The sequence below is a fragment of the Gracilibacillus pellucidus genome (assembly GCF_033949965.1).
Lineage (GTDB): Bacteria > Bacillota > Bacilli > Bacillales > Amphibacillaceae > Gracilibacillus > Gracilibacillus pellucidus.
Window position 1 is genome coordinate 79,609 of record NZ_JAWZSR010000010.1, and the last position, 22,087, is coordinate 101,695.

General features: G+C 36.7%; 19 protein-coding genes. 18 read left to right on the plus strand and 1 reads right to left on the minus strand.

Features of this window, described 5'->3' with window-relative positions; genetic code table 11:
• Positions 1 to 158: 158 nt before the first annotated feature.
• Positions 159 to 1,259 carry a serine hydrolase domain-containing protein gene (locus tag SH601_RS14895; RefSeq protein ID WP_319959120.1) on the minus strand — a complete coding sequence of 367 codons (1,101 nt, stop codon included), beginning with the start codon at positions 1,257 to 1,259 and terminating at the stop codon, positions 159 to 161.
• 561 nt (positions 1,260 to 1,820) lie between these two features.
• Between SH601_RS14895 and SH601_RS14900 the strand changes: the two genes are divergently transcribed.
• From SH601_RS14900 to SH601_RS14985, 18 genes are all read left to right on the plus strand, one after another.
• Positions 1,821 to 2,477, plus strand: a complete 657-nt coding sequence (locus tag SH601_RS14900) for a hypothetical protein (RefSeq protein ID WP_319959121.1) — start codon at positions 1,821 to 1,823, stop codon at positions 2,475 to 2,477.
• Complete coding sequence (locus SH601_RS14905) at positions 2,470 to 3,183, plus strand: ABC transporter ATP-binding protein (RefSeq protein WP_319959122.1); 714 nt, start codon at positions 2,470 to 2,472, stop codon at positions 3,181 to 3,183. The genes SH601_RS14900 and SH601_RS14905 overlap by 8 nt, the downstream gene beginning before the upstream one ends.
• Positions 3,152 to 5,611, plus strand: coding sequence for an ABC transporter permease (locus SH601_RS14910; protein WP_319959123.1), 2,460 nt, complete (start codon positions 3,152 to 3,154; stop codon positions 5,609 to 5,611). Before SH601_RS14905 ends, SH601_RS14910 begins: the two co-directional genes overlap by 32 nt.
• A 15-nt stretch (positions 5,612 to 5,626) precedes the next feature.
• Positions 5,627 to 6,130, plus strand: a complete 504-nt coding sequence (locus tag SH601_RS14915) for a PadR family transcriptional regulator (RefSeq protein ID WP_319959124.1) — start codon at positions 5,627 to 5,629, stop codon at positions 6,128 to 6,130.
• A gap of 612 nt (positions 6,131 to 6,742) precedes the next feature.
• Positions 6,743 to 8,131, plus strand: coding sequence for an adenylosuccinate lyase (purB, locus tag SH601_RS14920; protein WP_319959125.1), 1,389 nt, complete (start codon positions 6,743 to 6,745; stop codon positions 8,129 to 8,131).
• The gene (locus SH601_RS14925) at positions 8,124 to 8,621 is read left to right on the plus strand and encodes a GNAT family N-acetyltransferase (protein ID WP_319959126.1); all 498 of its coding nucleotides are present in this window, start codon (positions 8,124 to 8,126) and stop codon (positions 8,619 to 8,621) included. The genes purB and SH601_RS14925 overlap by 8 nt, the downstream gene beginning before the upstream one ends.
• 76 nt (positions 8,622 to 8,697) lie before the next feature.
• Positions 8,698 to 10,065, plus strand: a complete 1,368-nt coding sequence (locus tag SH601_RS14930) for an MmgE/PrpD family protein (protein ID WP_319959127.1) — start codon at positions 8,698 to 8,700, stop codon at positions 10,063 to 10,065.
• A gap of 33 nt (positions 10,066 to 10,098) precedes the next feature.
• Positions 10,099 to 11,091 carry a Bug family tripartite tricarboxylate transporter substrate binding protein gene (locus tag SH601_RS14935; protein WP_319959128.1) on the plus strand — a complete coding sequence of 331 codons (993 nt, stop codon included), beginning with the start codon at positions 10,099 to 10,101 and terminating at the stop codon, positions 11,089 to 11,091.
• 88 nt (positions 11,092 to 11,179) lie between these two features.
• Positions 11,180 to 11,626, plus strand: a complete 447-nt coding sequence (locus tag SH601_RS14940) for a tripartite tricarboxylate transporter TctB family protein (RefSeq protein ID WP_319959129.1) — start codon at positions 11,180 to 11,182, stop codon at positions 11,624 to 11,626.
• Between the two features lie 15 nt (positions 11,627 to 11,641).
• Positions 11,642 to 13,141: a tripartite tricarboxylate transporter permease gene (locus SH601_RS14945; protein ID WP_319959130.1), complete on the plus strand. Its 1,500-nt coding sequence runs from the start codon at positions 11,642 to 11,644 to the stop codon at positions 13,139 to 13,141.
• Between the two features lie 41 nt (positions 13,142 to 13,182).
• Entirely contained in the window at positions 13,183 to 14,361 is a 1,179-nt protein-coding gene (locus SH601_RS14950; RefSeq protein ID WP_319959131.1) for a M20 family metallopeptidase, read from the plus strand.
• A 235-nt stretch (positions 14,362 to 14,596) separates the two neighbouring features.
• On the plus strand, positions 14,597 to 15,451 hold the full coding sequence (locus SH601_RS14955) for an MBL fold metallo-hydrolase (RefSeq protein WP_319959132.1): 855 nt from the start codon (positions 14,597 to 14,599) through the stop codon (positions 15,449 to 15,451).
• Between the two features lie 235 nt (positions 15,452 to 15,686).
• Positions 15,687 to 15,815, plus strand: a complete 129-nt coding sequence (locus tag SH601_RS14960) for a hypothetical protein (protein ID WP_319959133.1) — start codon at positions 15,687 to 15,689, stop codon at positions 15,813 to 15,815.
• Positions 15,812 to 16,063 (plus strand): type II toxin-antitoxin system death-on-curing family toxin, encoded by a 252-nt coding sequence (locus SH601_RS14965; RefSeq protein WP_319959134.1) that lies wholly within the window; start codon positions 15,812 to 15,814, stop codon positions 16,061 to 16,063. Before SH601_RS14960 ends, SH601_RS14965 begins: the two co-directional genes overlap by 4 nt.
• Positions 16,064 to 16,465: 402 nt before the next feature.
• Positions 16,466 to 17,461, plus strand: coding sequence for an SEL1-like repeat protein (locus SH601_RS14970; protein ID WP_319959135.1), 996 nt, complete (start codon positions 16,466 to 16,468; stop codon positions 17,459 to 17,461).
• A 560-nt stretch (positions 17,462 to 18,021) separates the two neighbouring features.
• Positions 18,022 to 19,698, plus strand: a complete 1,677-nt coding sequence (locus SH601_RS14975) for a pectate lyase family protein (protein ID WP_319959136.1) — start codon at positions 18,022 to 18,024, stop codon at positions 19,696 to 19,698.
• A 281-nt stretch (positions 19,699 to 19,979) separates the two neighbouring features.
• Complete coding sequence (locus tag SH601_RS14980) at positions 19,980 to 20,867, plus strand: GNAT family N-acetyltransferase (RefSeq protein ID WP_319959137.1); 888 nt, start codon at positions 19,980 to 19,982, stop codon at positions 20,865 to 20,867.
• 406 nt (positions 20,868 to 21,273) lie between these two features.
• A complete protein-coding gene (locus SH601_RS14985; RefSeq protein WP_319959138.1) occupies positions 21,274 to 21,993 on the plus strand; it encodes a GntR family transcriptional regulator in 720 nt (239 codons plus the stop codon).
• Positions 21,994 to 22,087 lie beyond the last annotated feature (94 nt).

The following is a 22,087-nucleotide window of genomic DNA, read 5'->3' on the forward strand; positions in this document are numbered from 1 at the left end:
CAATAATTGTACACTCCGGTTCATGCAGTTCCCACATTTCAGTAAAATATAGCCTACGTAGTACCAACTAATTGAAAGCAGGTAATTAAATTCAATGATTATTGCAAAAAATAAGATACCTATATGGTTCAAGATAGGTATCTATTAGTTTACAATTCTTATATACTTTTACTTGATTTACTTTTTAGAAGGATATCAATCATCTTAAACATGAGCATAATCCCTTTTCGATGGTATCGAAAATGATTTAAGCTACCTATGAAATAAGCGTTCAATTCAGGATGATAAAACATAAAAGAGCCATTTGATCCTGCATTTCCCCATAGACTATATCTCCGAGGCATTAATAAGGGGACATGTTTAAAATTTATGATTCCAAAACCGTAGTCAATACCTATAGAAAACTTAGCCCAATTCTTCATTTTTTCCATGGTCTCTTTGCGGAGAAGTTTATAATTTACCAAGGCTTTCATGAATTTCAATAAGTCCTCAGTTGTAGCAACTATTCTTCCACCAGCATCATCCATTCCAAGTCGAATGTTTTGTCCCATATTTTTATTTTGTAAAAAACAATCTGCAACAGGGTATTCTTTTGTAATGACTGGTTCAGTGAAATTGATTGTATAGGTTTGATTCATCTCAAGAGGTTGAAAAAGAGAGTCTTTAAGTACCTCATGATAAGGTTTTGATGTGATTCTCTCAATGATTAGAATCAAAAGATAATAACCAACATCGGAATAATAAAAACCTTCACCCGGCGGGAAATGACATGTTAAGTTTTCTTTGGTCCACTGAATGATATATTGTGGTGTCCAGGCTTGGGACTGCTCATCAAGAAAAAAATCCATCATTGATGAGCCCTGTTTGCCTCGATCCAAGGCATCACCAAATAAGCCAGAAGTGTGATTCAGCAAATGTTTTATTTTAATTTCGTTTGTGTAATCTTTTCCTTTATATAAATGTAAGTTGTGCAGTAGGTCTGGGTCAAGATAAGAAGCGATTGAATCTTCGTAGGATAGTTTTTCTTGTTCTTCCAAACTACCGATTATTACAGAGGTAAACATCTTATCGATACTTGCAATAAAGTAAGGTTGTTCAGGATGAGCTGGGAAACTGCCTGTTGATCCTTCAGCCATATTCACATGGATACCCTGCTTTTCAGAATGAATTAACATATAAGCGTTTTTTATATTTTTATCCTTTTGAATCATTTTTCTAAAGCGGTTTTCCAAAGCAATATGAGTTTTTCCATTTTTCATGTACTCATCTCCCACAGTTTTAATTTTTTATCCTTTCATAGACATTCAATTCACTCCAAGTCTCTACTAAAGCACCCGTTACTTCAATAAATATTACCTATTATTTAACTATATTATATCTTCTCGACTTTGTAACTTGCGATTCTATACTTCCAATATCTTTAATGTTACATAAAAAGTATATCCAATAGCATATTCAAAAGTAAATACAAAACCTTGTGTTCTATTAACTGTATTTAGAAACACTACAATTACTCCCCAAAATTAGACCTGCTAATGTATAGTTTGTTCATCGTATTCCTTTATAGATATATTCAATGGCTATTGAAGCAGGTACTGTAATGAAAAAATAGGCAAGTAAAGTATAAATATAAACAAATGCCATCTGGAGTATTTTTTAGTTAAAAAGGGGAGAAGTTTACGGTTTTTTGTGTTAAAAAAGTACTTTTGTCCCACCCTTTTTTGCGTTCTAATATAATGGTCCATTTTATTATTGACATATATACTCAGTAACTATATACTCGGTATGTATATATACTGAGTATATAAAAGGAGGTAAAAATGGATTTTATTTTGGAATACCAGTGGGAGATATTTATTTTAGCTGAAGTGTTATCTGCAGCTTCTTTATTGTTATTCGGTATTTTTCGTTATCTATATAACAGACAGAAATTCATCATTTCATTCCTGCTTTTATTTATTATCTTAATGGTTCTGGAAGCCGCTTTGGCAATCCTTATCTATAATGAAACAAGGAAAATTTCTACATTCCAAATCATTATTACGGTATTTGTTTTATATGCTTGTACGTTTGGTATAAGTGATTTCAAAAAGCTTGATCGTTGGATGCGGTTAAAAATTGGGAATTGGCGAGGTATCGAATTGCTGACAGAAAAAGAAAAATATGTAATGAAGAAACAAAAGGATTCGAAATACATTGCGAAGAAATATCGTTACAGTTCTATTCTTCATATGCTTATTTTTGGCAGTACACAATTAATATTCTGGTTTATCAGTTTAGATAGTATGGAACAAGCGTTACCTTATTTAACAGATTTATCTTGGGTAGGTACAGAATTTGTAGAAGTAACACCCTATTTCAATGAAACTTTATATGGGATCTCTATGGTTTGGGGATTAGTGTTTCTTATTGATTTTATTTATTCATGGTCATATACCATATTTCCATCAAAACAAAGAGGTGAATCGATTGATTAATGTTACAGAATTAAAGAAAGAATATAAAACAGGTAAACAAACTGTCGCTGTTTTAAAGGGAGTGGATTTTTCGGTTAAGAAGGGGGAATTTGTCTGTATTATTGGTCCGAGTGGTTCAGGAAAAACAACGTTGCTTCATTTGCTTGGTGGCCTTGACCAGCCTTCAGCAGGTTCTATTCAGTTAGATAGTACGAATATTACCTCAAAGTCAGAAAAAGCACGTACAATCATTCGCCGAAAAAAGATTGGCCTTATCTTTCAAAATTATCAATTACTACCAACATTAACAATCTACGAAAATATCGTATTTCCATTACATGCCGATGGTAAGAAGGTACCACCTGGAAAAGTGGAAGAATTATTAAAGACGGTAGATTTAACAGGCTTTGAAAAGCGATTTCCTAATGAGCTGAGTGGAGGACAGCAGCAACGAGTGGCAATTGCAAGATCATTGATTCATGAACCTGCTATTTTGTTAGCAGATGAACCAACAGGGAACCTAGACCGACAGCGTTCAAGTGATACGCTTGATCTATTAGCAAAGTTTCACCAGGAGAGAAAACAAACTATTGTCATGGTGACACATGATATGTTCGCAGCAGGATATGCTGATCGGATTGTGTTATTTAAAGATGGTGCGATTGAAGCGGAAGTGACAAGGGAGGACGAGGATTATGCTAAGTTCCTTTCACGTTTCATGGCGTAATATCACCCGGCATAAGAAGCGGTTTTTATTTACATTAATTGCGATTGTGTTAGGTGTTACGGTTATGACCAGTATGCTCATTGCAAAATCTACCTTCGCTAATATTATGGATGAGCAAGAACAATTAATTGCCGGGAATGCAGATTTTAGAATACAAGCAACCGATCGCTTTTTCTCTGCCAATGATTTAGCGGATAGACTAGACATGGATATGGTGGAAGAAGGAATAGCGACACTAACAAAGCAAGGTTTTGTTGATATGGATACAAAATCTCCTAATCAAGCAACAGTGAACTTTACTGGTTTATCTGAATTTGATAATGACATGATGCAATTACCGGTTAAAGAAGGAGATGTGACAAAAGAAGGCTTGATTATAACAGAGAATGCAGCAAAACTCTGGAACAAACAAGTTGGAGAAAAGGTTTCTTTTCAGAAAGTAGGTAGTATGGAAGTTACGGCCATTGTTTATGAAGGTGGAATTGTCAATAGCCCGAAAACAATGGAAGGGGCAAATTTCCGAGATTTTGAGGTGATTGTTCCGCTAGAAAGCCTTCAGGAATCGTTAGGGATGAATAGTCTGATCACAGAGTATCGCTATAAAGTTAAGGATGGATTGGACCTCCAAGAAGTATTGACTGATTATCAAAATGATTTAGCAGCATCTAATTTATATGTACAGCCAATTGTTGCAGATACGCAGCAATACAACAATATCGAAGGAATATATTTTGTGTTTGACATTATAGCCATATTGTCTATCTTTATCAGTGCTTTTATTGCGTTCAATATGATTAATACGAGCATTGTAGAGCGTCATAAAGAGATTGCTATCATGAAGAGCTTAGGTTATACAAGGCGAAAGGTAAGAGGGCTGATATTTAAGGAAATTGCCTATTTCGCAATCATTGGTACAGTGCTTGGTTTAGGAATAGGAGCTTGGCTTGGGATGGTTGTCCAAGACATTTTAATTTCAGCCATTGTAACACAAAATATAAACTATCAAGTAGAATTCGTGCCACCTCTTATTACTTCCGCTATCGTAGGCATTCTATATCCATTTATAGCAGCAGCCTTGCCATTATATCATGCTGGAAAGACACCGATATTAGTAGCAATGGCAGGTGAAAACAGAGAAATTAGCCGTTTAACTAAGTTTAAAATTGGAAGAGTTATACTTGGTGTTTTATGTACAATGCTTGGCTTGATTGATAATGTGTGGGCATTTTTGCTTTTATTCATCGGACTTGTTCTACTATTTCCACTATGGATGAGTCTCATTCAATTTATTCTCAGGCCAATATTTGCCTTGTTGTTTGGCTTCTTAGGAAAACAAGCGGACCGATCATTAAATCAATTTAAGAACCGAAATGCGAATACGGCAGCAATGTTAGCCGTTGGTGTAAGCTTAGCGTTATTTATGAGTGCGGCATTAGCATCACTGCCTGAAGGAATGGAAAACGATATTCGCGCAACCTTTGGTGGGGATATATTGGTAGAGAAGGAAACGGCTTGGACGGATAATGAGCGGCATGTAATCGAGGATATGGAAGGTATAGATGCTGTCCATTCTTATGCAGAAATACCGAATGTTACATGGTATTCACTAGCCAATGAGTTGAGAGAATTCTCACTTTTTTCTTTTGATAATGACAGTATGTTCGAAAGAGTAGAGACGACGGAGCAAATAAGTGATAATCCTTCCATTTACATCGGTGATCGTGCTTTAGCAGAAATGGGAGCAAAAGTAGGAGATGTTTTTACATTCCACACCCCTGCTGGTGAGACAGAATTTTTTATAAAAGGGGTTGTTAAAACTGCTCATTATTCAGGTTATGCAGGGTTTGTAGAGGAACCAACTGTTAGAGAGTTTGTGAACTGGCCTTTAGATTATCATGTAATGATTGAAGTAACTGATGAAAAGAGGATTCCAGTCGTATTAGCTAGTCTTTGGGCAAGTTTTGGAGCTGGGATTTCCAATGTAGATGTGATGGAAGTGAATATCGAGCAAGCAAAAAACGGGTTAACGGGTACGAACGATTTGTTTGTTGGCTTGCTTATATTAGTAATTGGGATTTCTGCAATTGGCATTACGAATACTTTATTTATGAATACTTTAGAGCGTACGAAAGAACTTGGGACAATGAGAGCACTTGGTTTTACAAAGTCACAAGTGAGGATTATGATTATAGCAGAAGGTTTGATTATCGGTGTTACTGGTGTTATAGTCGGGACGTTGTACGGGATATTAGTCATCTATTTAAATGCTGTATCAGCTCAAGCGCCAGCATTTCTTGATTTTTCTGTTCCATGGTCTAGTTTATTGTTAGCTGTTGCTGTAGGGATTCTATTTACACTTCTTGCTTCATGGATACCAAGTAACTCGGCATCAAGAATATCGATAAGAGAAGCGATAAATAATGAGTAAACGGGGATTAATAATATGTCAGTAAAACATTCACTCCTTGCCCTATTAAATGAAAAACCTAGACATGGCTATGAATTGAAGATTGGATTCGAGGAAATGGTGCAAGGAATGTGGCCATTAAATGCAGGACAGGTGTATACAACATTGGATCGATTAGAAAGGGATTCACTTGTAGAGACACCTGGACATGATAAAAAGGATCGTAAGCTCTACACAATTACAGTTGCTGGAAAAGAAGAACTCTGGAGTTGGTTGCAGGAGCCTGTTGGCAGATCTTTGTTTAAGGATGAATTTTATTTCAAATTTGTCTGTGCTAATCAAGTATCCTACGAAAATAGAGATACTATGATCAGAAATCAGAAGGAAACAATGATGAAGGAAGTGCTTCATCTTACCGATTTAAAGAAACAAATGATAAGTTCTGACAATGAAACAATGAGGCTGCTAGTTGAAGGTGCATTACTTCATCTGGAAGCTGATATTAAATGGTTAGACATGATTGCAGATTCCTTGAAATAGCAGAGCAATGATAATAAGTTGAATTTGTGGATCTTCCCTATAGGGTGGATCCTTTTTGATTTTGTCCTTCAAATCCTTTAACACATGATCGTACGTATCAATAATGTTTCTCGTATCTTTGGGCCAAGCGACTACAATTTAAGATGGAGTCACTTAAAGATTGTGAATTTATCCATTAAGAAAGCTTTATACAAAGAGGTGGGCGGTACCCTGTCAGATAGTGCGAAATCTTTATATACCGTATGCTTTCACAAAATATCCATGCCCGTAGAGGCTCTGTGTTAACCAAGGATCTATTCAAAAATTTCAGTTGAAGCTTGTGAAGAAAATCCATTTTACTTGCGAAATACAAACAATGAAATGACTAAAAGTTAAAAGCTCTTGTGATAGGAGAATATCTATTATATAATGCATAAATACATAGTGATTTACTGTGATTTAACGGACAAGCCAAATAGATTCCTTACATGAGGTGATTGTGCGGGATGCTGAATCACAGGTGAGGTACATAATATATTTTCTGAATTGACAGACATTTTTCGTCGGTTATAGGTTAATAATGGCGTTATATCACATAATTACATCACAAGACATTACTTAGGAGGTAGTTTGATGACATCACATGTAATAGATATGGCAATGCTGAAGAATGTGTTTGGTACACCGGAAATGCGTGATGTGTGGTCGGAAACAAACCGTATTCAGAAGCATTTGGATGTAGAGGCTGCATTAGCGCTAGCGGAAGCAGAACTTGGTTTGATACCAGAAAAGGCTGCTCAAGTAATAGCAGAAAATGCGAAGGCAGACCGATTAAATGAAGAAGATATGCAAGAAAACATGGCGAAGATGAAACATTCTTTAATGCCTACCATCAAAGCATTGCAGGATGCATGTGGGAAAGAAGCGGGAGAATTTGTCCATTATGGTGTAACAACACAAGATGTCGTTGACACTGGAACTATTCTTCAATTAAAAGAAGCACATACGATTATTGTTAAAGGTTTGAAGGCTGTGGCTGTTGAGCTTGCCAAGCTTTCTAGAAAATATCGGTCAACACCAATGGTTGGTCGCTCGCACGGGATGCAAGCACTCCCGACTACTTTCGGTTATAAGGTTGCCGTTGTACTTAATGAAGTCATTCGTCATCTTGATCGATTAAAGGAAGCGGAAGCAAGAGTTTTTACAGGTGTTTTAGGCGGCGCAGTTGGTACATACGCATCATTCGGCCCACAAGGGCATGAAGTAGAACGACGTACACTTGATAAACTGGAACTAAAAACACCAGATATCACCTGGCACTCTTCGCGTGATCGTATTGCTGAATATGTAGGAATTATTGGATTAATTAGTGCAACACTAGGCAAGCTTGGAAATGAATTTTATAACTTGATGCGAACAGAAATAGATGAGCTGGAGGAACCTTTTTCTCAAGGTAAAATTGGCTCGACAACAATGCCACATAAACGTAACCCTGCTGCATTAGAAGGTTTAGCTAGTTTGACTAAACCAATCCGCTATAATGTAGCAATAGTTCAAGAAGCAATGGTAGTGGAGCATGAACGGGATGCAATGTCATGGCGAGGAGAATGGATAGCACTTCCAGAATCATGTATTTATTTATCATCACAGCTTAATACTGCCCAAGCGGTATTGTCTGGTTTAATCGTGAAGCCTGACAATATGTTAAAAAACTTGAACAAATTAGGTGGCCTATTACTTTCAGAACGTGTGATGTTTGCAGCAGCAGAATCAATTGGTAAACAAACAGCACATGAACTAGTATACGAGCTGTCCATGAAGAGTGCGGAAGAAGGTATATCATTTAAAGAACTGTTGCTAGTAGATGAACGAATCACGAAAGCATTTAGCAAAGAAGAACTTGAAAGACTTTTAGATGTCACTACATATCTTGGTTCTGCTCCAGAGACAGTAGACCGTGTGTTAGAAGCAGCAGAGCTCTCCGGCTGGTTAACGAATGAGGAGGAAGAATCTAATGGTTGAATTTCGCCAAGCTACTTTAAATGATGCGGAAGCGTTACTCCATTTAACGCTTCGTGCCTATCAACCAATCCGTGAGTTAGGTATTAACTTTGCTGCAGCGAATGCTGATATGGAGCTTGTGAAAAAAAATATCCGTAACAATATGTGTTTTCTTATGGAAGAAGAAGGTAAGTTACTGTCAACGCTTAGTTTGCGGATGCCTTGGGGAGATCATCCTGGTCCATTCGGAGTCCCACATATCTGGTGGTTTGCAACAGATCCAGATTATGCAGGTCAAGGTATAGGAAATAAACTGATCACATGGTGTGAGGAAAAAATGGTTAGAGATACGCTTAAGTCTCCAGCCGTTTCACTGGGCACAGCTGATAAACATCCATGGTTAGTCGATATCTATAAACGCCGTGGCTATCAGGAAATGAGCAGAAAAGACCTAGGAAAAGGCCATATAACGGTATTCATGAAGAAGGAGCTAACTACTGATATCGGTTGATCAGGTGCATAAGTCCGTAACACGCCACTTGCTAGTATAAAGAGGAGCTTTCTAATAACAAAAGGGGTACACGAAAATGGTGGGCAATATAGCTGTTACAGAAAAATTATCAGAATTAATCGTTAATTCTAGGCCAGAAGCAGATCCGCAAGTGATGGCTGCGGCAAGGTCAGGAGTGTTAGATTATTTAACCTCAACAATTGCTGGTGGTAAGGATCAGGAAGGCAATTCATTACTAGAACTATTCAGTTCTGATACATATAACCCAAATCTAGTGAAAGTAATTGGGATTAATAGATATGCAGACTTCCAACATGCTGCACTTCTTAACGGTTATTTAGGTCATGTATTGGATTATGACGATGTTCATTCCAGTTCGAGAGGACATCCAAGTACCGTCATATTGCCAGCATTATTCGCTATATCCAAAACGAAAAATGTTTCGGCTTTAGACTTTTTAGCTGCCTATGTCATTGGAGTAGAAACGATGTGCAGACTAGGTCTCGCAATAGGTGCTAGCCATTATGAGTCCGGTTGGCATAATACGGCGACATTAGGGGCAATTGCAGCAACTGCTGCTTGCGTGCGTTTATTAAACCTTAATAGTGATGCTGTTAATTGTGCTCTTGGACTTGCTGCGGCGCAATCAAGCGGCCTCAGAGCTCAGTTTGGCAGTGATGGTAAACCATTACAAGCAGGCTTAGCTGCAAGAACTGCCGTATTTACCTCTATGCTTACAGCTAAAGGGTTTGAGGCAGCTAGTAATGGACTGGATGGAAAAACAGGTTTTTTTGCTGCATATGGCAGTGATAAAACAATAGTGAGCAACCTGACAAAAGACTGGGGCAATCCATGGCAAATTGTTGATCCTGGATTGTGGTTCAAGTCTTATCCATGTTGTTCTGCTTCCCATCATGCTATAGATGCTGTGTTTGCTCTTATATCCGAACATCAGCTACACGAGTTAGAGAATGATCAAATTGCGAATATCGAAGCTATCTTTCCACCTGGTGGTGATACGGCACTAGTAGTAACAAATCCTCAGAATGGGATAGAAGGGAAGTTTAGTCTCGAATATGTCATAGCAACGGCACTTATTGATGGAAAGGTTGGAATCAAGCAGTTCTCGAAGCAGAACATCGAACCAAGAGTTAAAACCTTAATGAACCGAATTAATCGAAGATATGATGAGAAGATAGAGCCACTGTCCATTGCGATTCCACCTGGCAGGTTCACGATTGTGACAATAACATTGAAAAATGGAGCGACTTATTCTAAGCGAGTGGATCGCCCACATGGTGCAGCAGGTGATCCATTAACCATAAAGGAATTGCACCGAAAATTTTTAGATGCAGATACAGATGGACATTTTGCCCATGTACCTGATTTAGTAAGTGAAATGGAAACACATGAAGATTTAGTGCGCTTAATAACATCTCTATAACACAAATAAAAGACAAACAAGGAGAATGAGAACATGAAAAAGATATTGATGACGACCATATTATTATTAACAATCGGCTTATTAGCTGCTTGTGGTGATGACAATACAGATGCACAAAATAACGGAGAAGAAGCTGCAGGCTTTCCTGAAGATAATATAACCATTGTCGTTCCTTACGCAGCAGGTGGGGCAGGTGACGTTACTATTCGTATGATAGCTGATGTAGCTTCTGAACATCTAGATGGACAAGAAATTGTTGTTCAGAATATGGAAGGTGGAGGTGGAGTCATTGGCCAATCATATGTAGCAGAGGCTGACCCGGATGGGTACACGTTACTGGAATATTCATCTTCTGCAGCAAGTAATTCATTAATTAAAGAAACTTCATTTACTGCTGAGTCATTTGAGCCAATTGCAACTTATTCATTTGAACCAGAACTATTAGTCGTTTCGGCTGAATCTGATATTGATGATCTGCATGAATTTATTGAGTATACAAAAGAAAATGTAATTTCCATGAATACTTCTGGCTTTGGGACTTCCCATCATATTGCTCCATTAGTATTAATGCAAGATTATGATTTGAATTTTGACTTTATTCACACTTCGGGTGGTGGAGAACAGGTACAGCAGCTACTAGGTAATCACGTAGAGTCAGGCTTTATGGGTTATGGGGAAGCACAGGATCTAATCGAATCAGGTGATATTAAACCGATTGGTGTAATGGCTGAAGAGCGTATGGAGCAGTTACCGGACGTTTCCACATTTAAAGAGGAAGGCATTGATCTTGTTTATGGACCTTTCCGCTCAATAGCTGCCCCTGCTGGTACACCGCAAGAGGTTGTAGATAGCTTGGCTGAGGCATTTGAGGAGATTATCAATGATGAAGCTTTTATCCAACAGATGAATGATGCTGGTTATGAAGTAACATATGGTGGTCCAGAAGAATTGCAAGCCCAAAGTGATACACAAGTAGAATTTGTTGAAAAAGTACTAGATGTTATAAAAGACGGTGCAGAAGAATAATAGCAAAGCATAAGCACTAGGTATACAAAAAAGTCCTTTTTGTATACCTTAGCTTTATTTAAAGGGAAGGTTGTGGGAGGTAGTATTAATGGATTGGAAAAAAGATAGTTATTTAGCTGTGTTTCTATTAATCCTTAGTGGTTTCATTTTTTATAGAACAATGGAAATGCCAAGTGCTTCCGCATTTTTTCCAGAGTTACTATCGATCTTATTAGCGGTGCTTTCTGTCTTATTATTAATTAGTTCGATTAGAAAAAGGGGGACAGAAGCTGACAATGAACAAGCAGCGAAGGAAGAAAAATTAGTCTTACCAGTAGTGCTAATTATTGCTTCCTTAATTCTTTATGGGATTTTACTCCAGTATTTCGGATTTATCATCGCTACATTAGTAGTTGTAAATTTTGTTATATTTGCAACGGGATACAAGAAATATATAAAAGGCTTTTTGATTGCATGTACAACAACAAGTGTCATTTTTGTAGTATTTCAACTATTACTAAATGTACGATTGCCAGCTGGAGTATTTTTTAGCTAAAAAGGGGAGAAGTTTATGGAAGGAGCATTAATAGGATTACAGCAAGTATTCGAATTAGGCAATTTACTTGCATTGTTTTTAGGTGTGTTGTGTGGATTAGTTGCTGGTACGCTGCCAGGAATTAATGCGAACATCACGATAGCTATTTTAATCCCCATTACATTTGGGATGGATCCACAAGTGGCAATTATGCTTTTAGTAGGTGTTTATTGTGCTTCTTGCTTTGGTGGTTCGTTTCCTGCCATTCTGTTAAGGATTCCAGGTACTGCCTCTTCTGTTGTAACGACATTTGACGGCTTCCCGATGACACAGAGGGGTGAAGGCGGGAAAGCCCTAGGTATTTCTACGGTCGCATCTGTAATGGGTGGAATCATAAGTGGGATTATTTTATTAACCTTGGCACCATTTTTAGCAGAGCAAGCGTTGAAGTTCGGTCCTGCTGAGTATTTCGCTCTTACGATTTTGGGACTAAGTACGGTTGTTGGTATGTCTAAAGAGGGTGGATTAGTTAAGAACTTAATATCAATGGTAATCGGCTTATTAATAGCTACAATTGGAATGGGGCCGCAAACTGGTTATCCGCGTTTCACATTCGGATCTACTAACTTATTAGATGGGATATCTCTTATTCCATTATTAATTGGACTGTTTGGTATCAGTGCAGTTTTAGAAATTGCTCAAACAGCCAAAAAAGATCAAGCATCAAGTAAAAAGGTTCCGAAAGTATCCAGGATATTACCAGAATTCAAATTATTTAAACGTTTGGTACCGACGATTTCTATCTCTGCATTAATCGGCTCATTTATCGGAGTAATACCTGGAGCTGGAATGATTATGGCTATATATATAGCTTATGATCAGGCGGTAAGACGATTCAAGGATAAAAAATTTGGGACAGGAGTACCGGAAGGTGTAGCTGCACCAGAAGCGGCAAACAATGCGGTAGTTGGTAGCTCAATGGTTCCGTTATTATCGTTAGGTATCCCAGGCAATTCTGCTTCGGCACTTTTCCTTGGAGCTCTTATGATTCAAGGTTTGCGTCCAGGGCCGGAATTGTTTACGGACCATCCAGATGTTGCTTATCCTTTAATCATTGGATTTTTAGTTGCTTATATTTTCGTTTTCCCGCTTGGTATTTTAGTAGCCAAGTTCTTATCTGGAACGATTCTGAAAATCCCTGCAAACATATTAAATGGGATTGTGATTGCTCTTTGTATGACAGGTGCATTTGCCATAAGAAACAATATCTTTGATGTTTGGGTAGCAATAGCGTTTGGTGTGCTTGGATTTATATTCCATAAGTTACAGCTATCTTATTCGCCGTTGATTTTGGCCATTGTACTCGGGTCAATGATTGAAGTGAATTTGCAGCAAAGCTTAGTATTATCAGATGGTAGTTGGTTAATCTTTCTACAAAAACCTATAAGTCTTGTTTTATTGATTGCATCACTATTTTTCTTAGTTACACCATTACTTACTAAAATTCGTCATACTCAGAAGATGCGGTCAAATTAAAGGGTTTATTCTTATACAATTATGAAGGGAAGGGATTATTCATGACAACCGAGTTATTTAGCAAACTAGAATCCTATTATGATGAGATGATTAGTCTGCGTCGTTATTTCCATGCTCATCCGGAATTATCTTTTGAGGAAGAAGAGACACCAAAGAAAATTGCAGCATATCATCGGGAGCTTGGACTAGAGGTGACTGAAAGAGTTGGTGGCAGAGGTGTTGTTTCCAAGTTGATCGGCGGTAAACCAGGAAAAACGGTAGCTTTACGAGCGGATTTTGATGCCCTGCCTATTCAGGAGGAGACGGATCTCCCTTTTAAATCGGAAGTTGATGGGGTGATGCATGCATGTGGACATGATGCTCATACTGCAAGCCTTCTTGTACTGGCAAAAGTACTTACTGAAATGAAAGAAGATCTGCCAGGTACGATAGTATTTATTCATCAGCATGCGGAAGAATCACCTCCAGGGGGAGCGATTGATATGATTAACGATGGTTGTCTGGGAGGTGTTGATGCCATTTTTGGAACACATATTTGGTCAGAATTCCCAATTGGAACGATTCGTTACCGTAAAGGAGCCGTAATGGCTGCGACAGATCGTTTTGATCTTGAAGTGATAGGGAAAGGCGGTCATGGCGGATTACCACATACAACTGTTGATGCGATTGTAACAGCAAGTCAATTAGTCGCCAATTTGCAACAAGTCATTAGCAGAAAGGTTGACCCTTTGAAGCCAGCTGTACTAACAGTCGGTTCTTTTCATTCCGGCAAGGCTTTTAATGCAGTTAGCGGAAAAGCAGAGATTACTGGTACTGTACGTACACTTGATGAGGAAACGAGAGATATCGTCGAACATGAATTAGAACAGATGGTTAAGAATACTTGTGCTGCTGCCGGTGCTGATTATCGCTTAGATTATCAACGTGGTTATCCAACACTAAATAATCATGAGAAGGAGACAGACCTGATAGTAGATGTAGCCAGTGAAGTGATTGGCGAAGAAAATATCAGTGAAATGGAACCAATTATGGGTGGCGAAGACTTTGCCCGGTATTTGGAACATGTACCAGGTACATTTTTCTTTACAGGAGCAAAAAACGCGGAGTTGAATGCAAACTATCCACACCATCATCCTAAGTTTGATATTGATGAGAAGTCAATGCTTATCGCCGCTAAAACAATGGGAAGTGCAACATTAACGTTTTTGAACAGCAAATAATGTAATAAATGAAATGGAAACGTCGAGTAATCGTGCCAATGATGGTTTAGATTTACTTGGCGTTTCTTTTGTTTATCCTGTTAAGGGTGTCAGAAGGATATAATCCTTTATCAAATTAATAATGAAAATAACATTAGTAGTTAAGTTGTAAAATATGTTAAAATATATGAAATTTATTCATCTTTTGTACAGTAAGTGCTAATAGGGTAGGAATGTTTAAGGGGGATTGTTCAAATTGGAAATTGAATTTCTTGGAACTGGTGGTGCCATAACGATACCAAGGCCACTTTGTGATTGTCGTGTTTGCTCAGAGGCGAGAGATAAAGGAGTACCATTTAGTAGAATGGGACCGAGCATATTTGTACATGGTCCTAATTTATTGATTGATACACCGGAAGATATTCACCATCAAATCAATCGTTCTACTATTGATGATGTCAAAGGGATTATCTATTCATACTGGCACCCCGACCATGTAATGGGAAGAAGAATTATTGAATCGTTAAGTGCGGATTGGATTAATCATCCTCCTCAAAATAAGAAAGTAGAAGTATATCTTCCGGAACAAGTTGAGGTAGATTTCAAAAGATTTCTTGGTAGTAGTGACCATTTAGCCTTTTTTGAATCACAAGGATTTGCTCATATCAATCGACTAAAGGATGGAGAGAGTGTATTTTTAAACAATACAAAAGTTGTTCCTTTTAGGTTGGCGGAGGATTATGTTTATGGATTCATTATCGAAAACGATAGTAAAAAAGTGCTTATTGCAATGGATGAATTGTATAATTGGAAGCCGCATAAGGAGGTAATCGGTGAGGACCTCGCTATACTGCCAGTAGGTATATTTGCATGTCATCCATTAAGCGGTGATAGATTATTTCCTGAAGACCATCCTGTTTTTGAGGAGGAAGCAACTTTTACGGAAACAATGGAAATCATCAAAACGCTTGATGCGAAAAAAGTAATTTTAACACACATTGAAGAACCGAACGGGCTAAGTTTTAGTGAATGTAAAGAGTTAGAAAAGAAGCTGAAAAATTCTGGCTTGAATGTAGAGTTTGCTTATGACACGCAAAAGGTAAAAGTGTGAAGCTAAATGGACGTTTACATCTTTTGGCTTTACTTGAGTAAGGTTTGACTGAGTTCTATAAAGGGTAATGTATAGTATAGTTGGCGAAAACTAATTAATTCCAGGGTAAGGATAATGAGTTGCTTGATAAAAGCAGCTTTTACTATGTATAATGTTTACAAGCTTTGACATATACTTTTACTAACTCTCCGTTTGGAAAGGTGGTAATCATATGTGTGAAGAGGAGGCAGAAACTATGGAAACAGAACAATTAAAAATAAAAAAACAATTATCTGATCAAGAAAAGAGAAAGAAATTTGAAGCTGCTTCTAATCATGTATTTAAGAAATACGATAAATCTTTAAAGGCTTTAAGTAAGAATTGAGCGAAATTCTTTATCTAGAAGGATTCGCTAGTAAACAGTATTTTTGTGACGGTAATAAAAGAACTGCTGCCGTTTCATGCTTAGTGTTTCTGAATATGAATGGATACGATTTGATGTTTGATGACAGTGAGCTTGAACTTTATCACGTAACCATGCAGGTTGCTGATGATGAGATTCCGATTGAAGATAGATGGAATATAAATCAAGTAAGTAAATGGTTAGAATGTAACTGTATAAAAACAGGTTAATGAATCATACATATAGACTTCTAGATAGATACTTTATCAATTCCAATAAACGAACGAAAAATATTCAGAGCTGAAAAAGCTCTTTTTTTATTTTACATGAACAAGTCGATCAAATAATTGAATTAGTAAGAGGGCGTATGTATACGGTAACTTAAAAGGGAACTATTATAACGATTGAAAATTGAACCACTAAGAGTTGGTGAATGTAAAAAGTATCTTATTATGGTGCAATGGATTATTAATTTGGATTTTTGATACATCATTATGCCCGTAGAGCAATATAGTGTTAAAACTAAAAATGTCATAACCAATCTTATATTCCTTTAAACATTCGTTCCGTTTAGTATCGATTTATCATAGAGAAATACTACATAGATTAACTAATAGAAAGGTGTCTTTTAAGTGGATATACAACAAGCATTATTTGAAAAAGGTTATACGTTAGCTGCTAAACTACTAGGAAATCTAACTGCAAGTGATCAGTTTATTGAAGAGCTGTCTTTGATTTTGAAAGAATGTGTTTCTTCGCAACATAACCTTCCTGATGATATTCATATTTTGTATACGCAGTTAGTGCATGTAACGACGTTTCAGGAAGAATATAGATTTATCTTATTACGTGATTTGGAAATTATCTTATCTGAAATAATAAACCCGACAAATGATCAAGCGGAGATTTATATTGATGAAAAGGAAGAAGAGGAAGTTATCTCACTGTATCAAAAAGCATTAGAAGGTGTCTCAGACAGCCAGCTCGAACTTAGTCATTTTTATAAGTCAATAGGCCATCATGAATGGGCGATTGACTGGTTCAAAGTAGTAGCCGAGGCAGGGAATGCAGATGCTCTTTATTGGCTCGGTAATGAGTATTTTGTAGGTAAAGTAGTGGAACATGATTTGGAAAAAACGTTTTTTTACTATAAGAAAGCTGCAGAAAAAGGTCATGGCGATGCCCTAAACAACTATGCGGATATGTACTTGCGTGGGGAGTATGTGGAGAAGAATGAAGGAAGAGCGCTAGAACTTTTCAAGGAAGCAGCCGATAAAGGCGTTCCAGAAGCAATGTACACACTTGGCTATATGCATGAAAAAGGTGTTGGGACAGAAGTAGATATGGGAGAATCCAAACGATGGTTCACGGAATCCGCACTCTATGGTGATGTGTTTGCAGCAAATCGCCTTGGACATGAGGCGGTTGAAAATGAGCGAGGGGATGAAGCAATATATTGGTATCAAATGGCTGCTGATAGAGGTGACTTTTACGGGGAATATAATCTTGGTCTTTGTTATGAGAAGGGGATTGGCACCCCAGTCAATCTAAAAAAAGCTAAGTTGTGGTATCAAAAAGCTGCTTTAAAAGGTGATGTTCAGGCAAAGCAGCGGCTAAAAGAGCTATAAATTAGTAAAATGGGGAATCTTCGTACTCCTAACCATGTGCGGAATTAAGGCGATACTCTTCTAACAATAGATTGTTTTTAAACTGTTAGAAGAGTAATCTGGTTATTAGGCGGTCAGGTTTGAATAATACACTAACAAGAATTTGATTGCGTCAAAATTGTCGAGAGAAATGCGGTGATAGTAAGCGTTTATTTGATAACATTTTGGCGTAAAAAAACAAAAAAGCATACTGCATTCGGTTTCAGTGTTGACAACTAAAATTAGATAGGCTAACTTGGAACTGTAGCAGTTATGACTCTTATAGATTATAATCACACTAATGAAATAGCCTTATCCCGCATCCTTTATATTAATGAATAAGTTGTAAGTCTTCTTCCTAATTAAATTCGTTACTATTCCCTTTTATACAATAAAAAGAAAGCGCTTTTTTAAGTTTGTAGGATCTCTGTCTTGGTTGCACATACAAGAAGTAAGGAGGTGATTAAAAAACAATTCGGAGCTTTTTCATAAGTAGTTTTGCTTCAAGACTAACAATCAAAAACTTATTAGGAGGAAACCGTATGAAACTTAATAAGGCACTAATCGGGTTATTGGTTTTAGCATTTATTACTTCATCATTATTAATAGTGAAAAACGAAGCAATACATGCAACTGAAATTGATTCTATACCAAACACGGAAAGGCATATAAAAGAATATGATAATAGTTTTCTGTCTGTAAGTGGTTATGCATCATTAGGTGTTAATGATAGAAGCGAGTACTTCAATACATCTTATTATCGTAAGGTTAAAACGGAAAGAGAATTTTTGCAGGCAATTATGGATGCAAGAAATGGAAATGTCAAAGTAATTGAAGTAGCAAAAGATCTGAATCTTGGATGGAAATCATTAAACTTAAGTTCAGAAGAGGCTAAAAAGTATCGTTTTGTAACAGAATATCAAGAACCAATGTATGGATTTACAAATCCGAAGATAGAAGCATCCGGCGCTTCACAAATAAATATTGAAAATATCGATGGCTTAACGATTTTCTCTAAAAAGGGGAAAACAATAAGAAGTGCAGAATTTAAATTACAAAGATCAACGAATGATCTTGTTATAAGGAACTTGAATTTTGATGGAATGTGGCAATGGGATGATACTGGAGAACATAAAGAAGTAGGTTGGGCTTTCATTAATGTTAACGGTGCAAATAATGTATGGATAGACCATTGTACATTTTCGATTGCAGCAGATGGATTAATTGATACGGGAAATGGTGGATCTAATATTACTATCTCTTGGTCCGAATTCGGATTACCTGCTAACGAGAATCCATCAGAAGATAGTGATATTTATCAATCGATTCAGTTTATGGAAGACAAATATGCTTCCAATGAATTAAATTCTGATAGTATGTACTATAACATGCGAAACGATGGTGCAACTAAAGAGCAGATAATGGCATATGCAGCTTACCACAGTAAAGTGCATTTAACTGGATCAGGAGATAAAGACTATGTGAACTATGTAAGTAGCAGTGGAGAGGATTATAAAGATGGCAATCAAAGAATTCGGTTAACCCTTGCCTATAACAGTTATACAAATATTGAGCAGAGAGTGCCGATGATACGACAAGGAACTGGTCATGCATACAATGTGTATCTTGACAACTCCACACGTCAAGATGTATTTGATCAGGTAAGTGCTATTGCTGAACATGGGAGATCTCCACTGGCACGAGCACTTAATGCACGGAATGGGGCTTCAATCGCGGCAGATACATCTGTATTTATTGACATTACTGAACCAATTATAGGTGCTGAGATTCAAGGATTAGATACTAAAAACATGAGTGAACAATGGGCTGAGCTATTCCATAGTGCTTATAATAGAAATTTAATAGTTAATTCCCACATATCAAATAAATATGGCACGTACACTGGAAGTAGTTGGGACAATAATGGTGAAAATCTTTTTACAAAAGGATTTACATGGCATGACAAGTCAACGATCGGAAATTGGGCGTGGTCTTCTCATATTATAGGCAGTGAAAATATGAGTAAAATGAATCCACCGACTGAACCATTTACTTTTGAATATAAGTATGATGAGGAACTTCCTTATACGTATAATGTGCTTCCTTTGGAAAGTGTGGTAGAGAAAGTATCAAACTATGCAGGAGCAGACAAAGTCAATCTAAATCCAAAAGATTGGTTAAGAACCTATTATAGTTCTAAGAAGACAAAGGGTAAATAACAAGAGACTTTGTCTGTACAATTTGTTCTATAAAAAAGCTGCTAGAATCATTTTCTTAGACAATGGACGTATTACAAGAGAAAGAGCGTCACTATGTTGACTTTCAAGTATTGTAATTAACGTTTATCTGTAACGATTGGAAATAATTATTCTCAGTATATAAAAAAGGAAACCTTTACTTTAAGAAGCGTTCGTTTATTGAAGGTTTAATTCATGTGAAGATACCTTATTAACAGGTTTCTTCACTTTTTTCTAGCTTATAAAAACAGGAGGTTTTCTCTATGATAACTCTACAACACCATCCAAAACTAACTGATGTTGCAGCCTTTATTGCTCGATTAAATGGAAATTCTGAAACTCATATTGGTTATTGTGGAAAAAAGTTTGATGAAGTCATCGATACGTTGAAAAAGGACTTTGGAGATCTACCTGCAAGAGATGCATTTTTAATTGCAACGAAAAGTGATCATATCATAGGTGTCTGCGGGTTTGATGCTGATATTGAGAGAGGGAAGGCAGAAATATGGGGACCTTTCGTAGACTATGAAGATGTATTGCAAGTATCTATTATGTTATGGGAAGCGATGATTAGGAAGATCCCTGATGTAATACACACAGTTTCTTTATTTCCAGAAGATAATAACAAAAAGGTGATGACGTTTGCTAATGAATTATCCTTTGATTCTATCAGTAAAGAATCGGTTTTAACTTGTTCCAAAGAAACTTTTAGGAGAATTACTAATGATAGTGTTATCAATCTATCTAGTGAACATTACAGTTCCTTTATGAAGTTACATGAACAGCTATTTCCGAATGCTTACATAAAAGGTAATGAAATTATTGAGGGGTTGAGTGAAAAATCAACTGTTTTTGGTGTAGTGGACCAACATAATAAATTACTAGGATATCTATATGCTGAAGCAGATCCGGAATTTGGAGAGGGAAGTATTGAGTTCTTTGGGGTGACTCCACTATCGCGTAACAAAGGAATTGGCGCTTCTCTTCTTTCTAAAGGATTAGAATGGCTATTTGCATTCCCATCAATAGAAGAAGTAACTCTTTGTGTACGAGCGGATAATAATAAAGCAATTCGCCTCTACAAAAGTTTGGGATTCACAATTGAGCACCAATTAACATTATTTGAAAAGAGACTAGATAAATCGAAATAAAAGGAAACAAAAAAATAAAAGAGTCTTCTATTATGTTGTAATTGAGCAAGGGGCTTCCTCTTTTTCTGAGGGCATATTGATGTTAGTCTAAAAACTGGACAAGTAAAAATGGCAGAAAGTGTTCAAATCTATCAAGTAGAATCTGTCTATTTTAGTCTAGCAATTACAATGGATATAAGGATAATAGGTGTATATTATTTGATACTTACGAAAAAATAAGCAAGCACAAGTAATTAAAAGGAAGGCGTTTAAATTTAAGAGATGTTAACGATTCTAATTAAAGGAATTATTATGTCATCGATATAAAAATGGTTAATACCTTATCATATAAATTCTCAAACATATACTATATTTGTTATAATCTAATTACTGATACCAATATATTTTTCGAAGGGGTGAGTATTAAGTGGCGCAATCAAAAAGAATACCGAAATACAAAATGATTGAAGATTATATCCTACAAAAAATCAAAGGCGGCCAATATGTAAAAGGCTCACCGATTGAAACAGAGCAAGAATTAATAAAGAAATTTAATGTTAGCAGAGTTACTGTACGTCAAGCGACTAATAATTTGGTGGCAAAAGGATACCTATCTCGAAGTCAAGGAAGCGGAACATATGTCACTAACCAAAAGGTGATTGAACGGTCCACACACGTAAAAAGTTTTACTGAAGAAATGCTGGAAACTGGAAAACAGCCGTCAACAGAAATAATAGAATTTAAAGTAATCCCTTCGGATGAGGAGATAGCAAATAAATTGGTCATTACAAAAGGAGAGCCAATTTATTATATAAAAAGGTTACGAAAAGCTGATAATATGCCAATGATGCTTGAGACTAATTACATGGAAGTTCAAAAATATCCTGATTTATCTTATGATCGTATTCGGAATTCTAAATATGAATACATTGAAGGATACACGGAAGAAACGATTGATCAATCTCACCATGTTGTTGTTCCGATCATGCCATCAGATGAAATAGTAAGGTATTTTAATTGTGATCCTTCAAACCCTTTATTGAAAGTACTAAACACTACTTATCTGTCTAACGGTCAAATATTAGATTATACAGAATTATTATTAAATGTAGAAGAATATCAATATCAATCGATACGTGGAAAATAGAGAAGAAGTAAGTCATGGATAATGGCTACTTCTTTTTTTTATTTATCTAAAAGATATAATCCTTTTAATATCCCTGTGTAATTATGAGGGAATT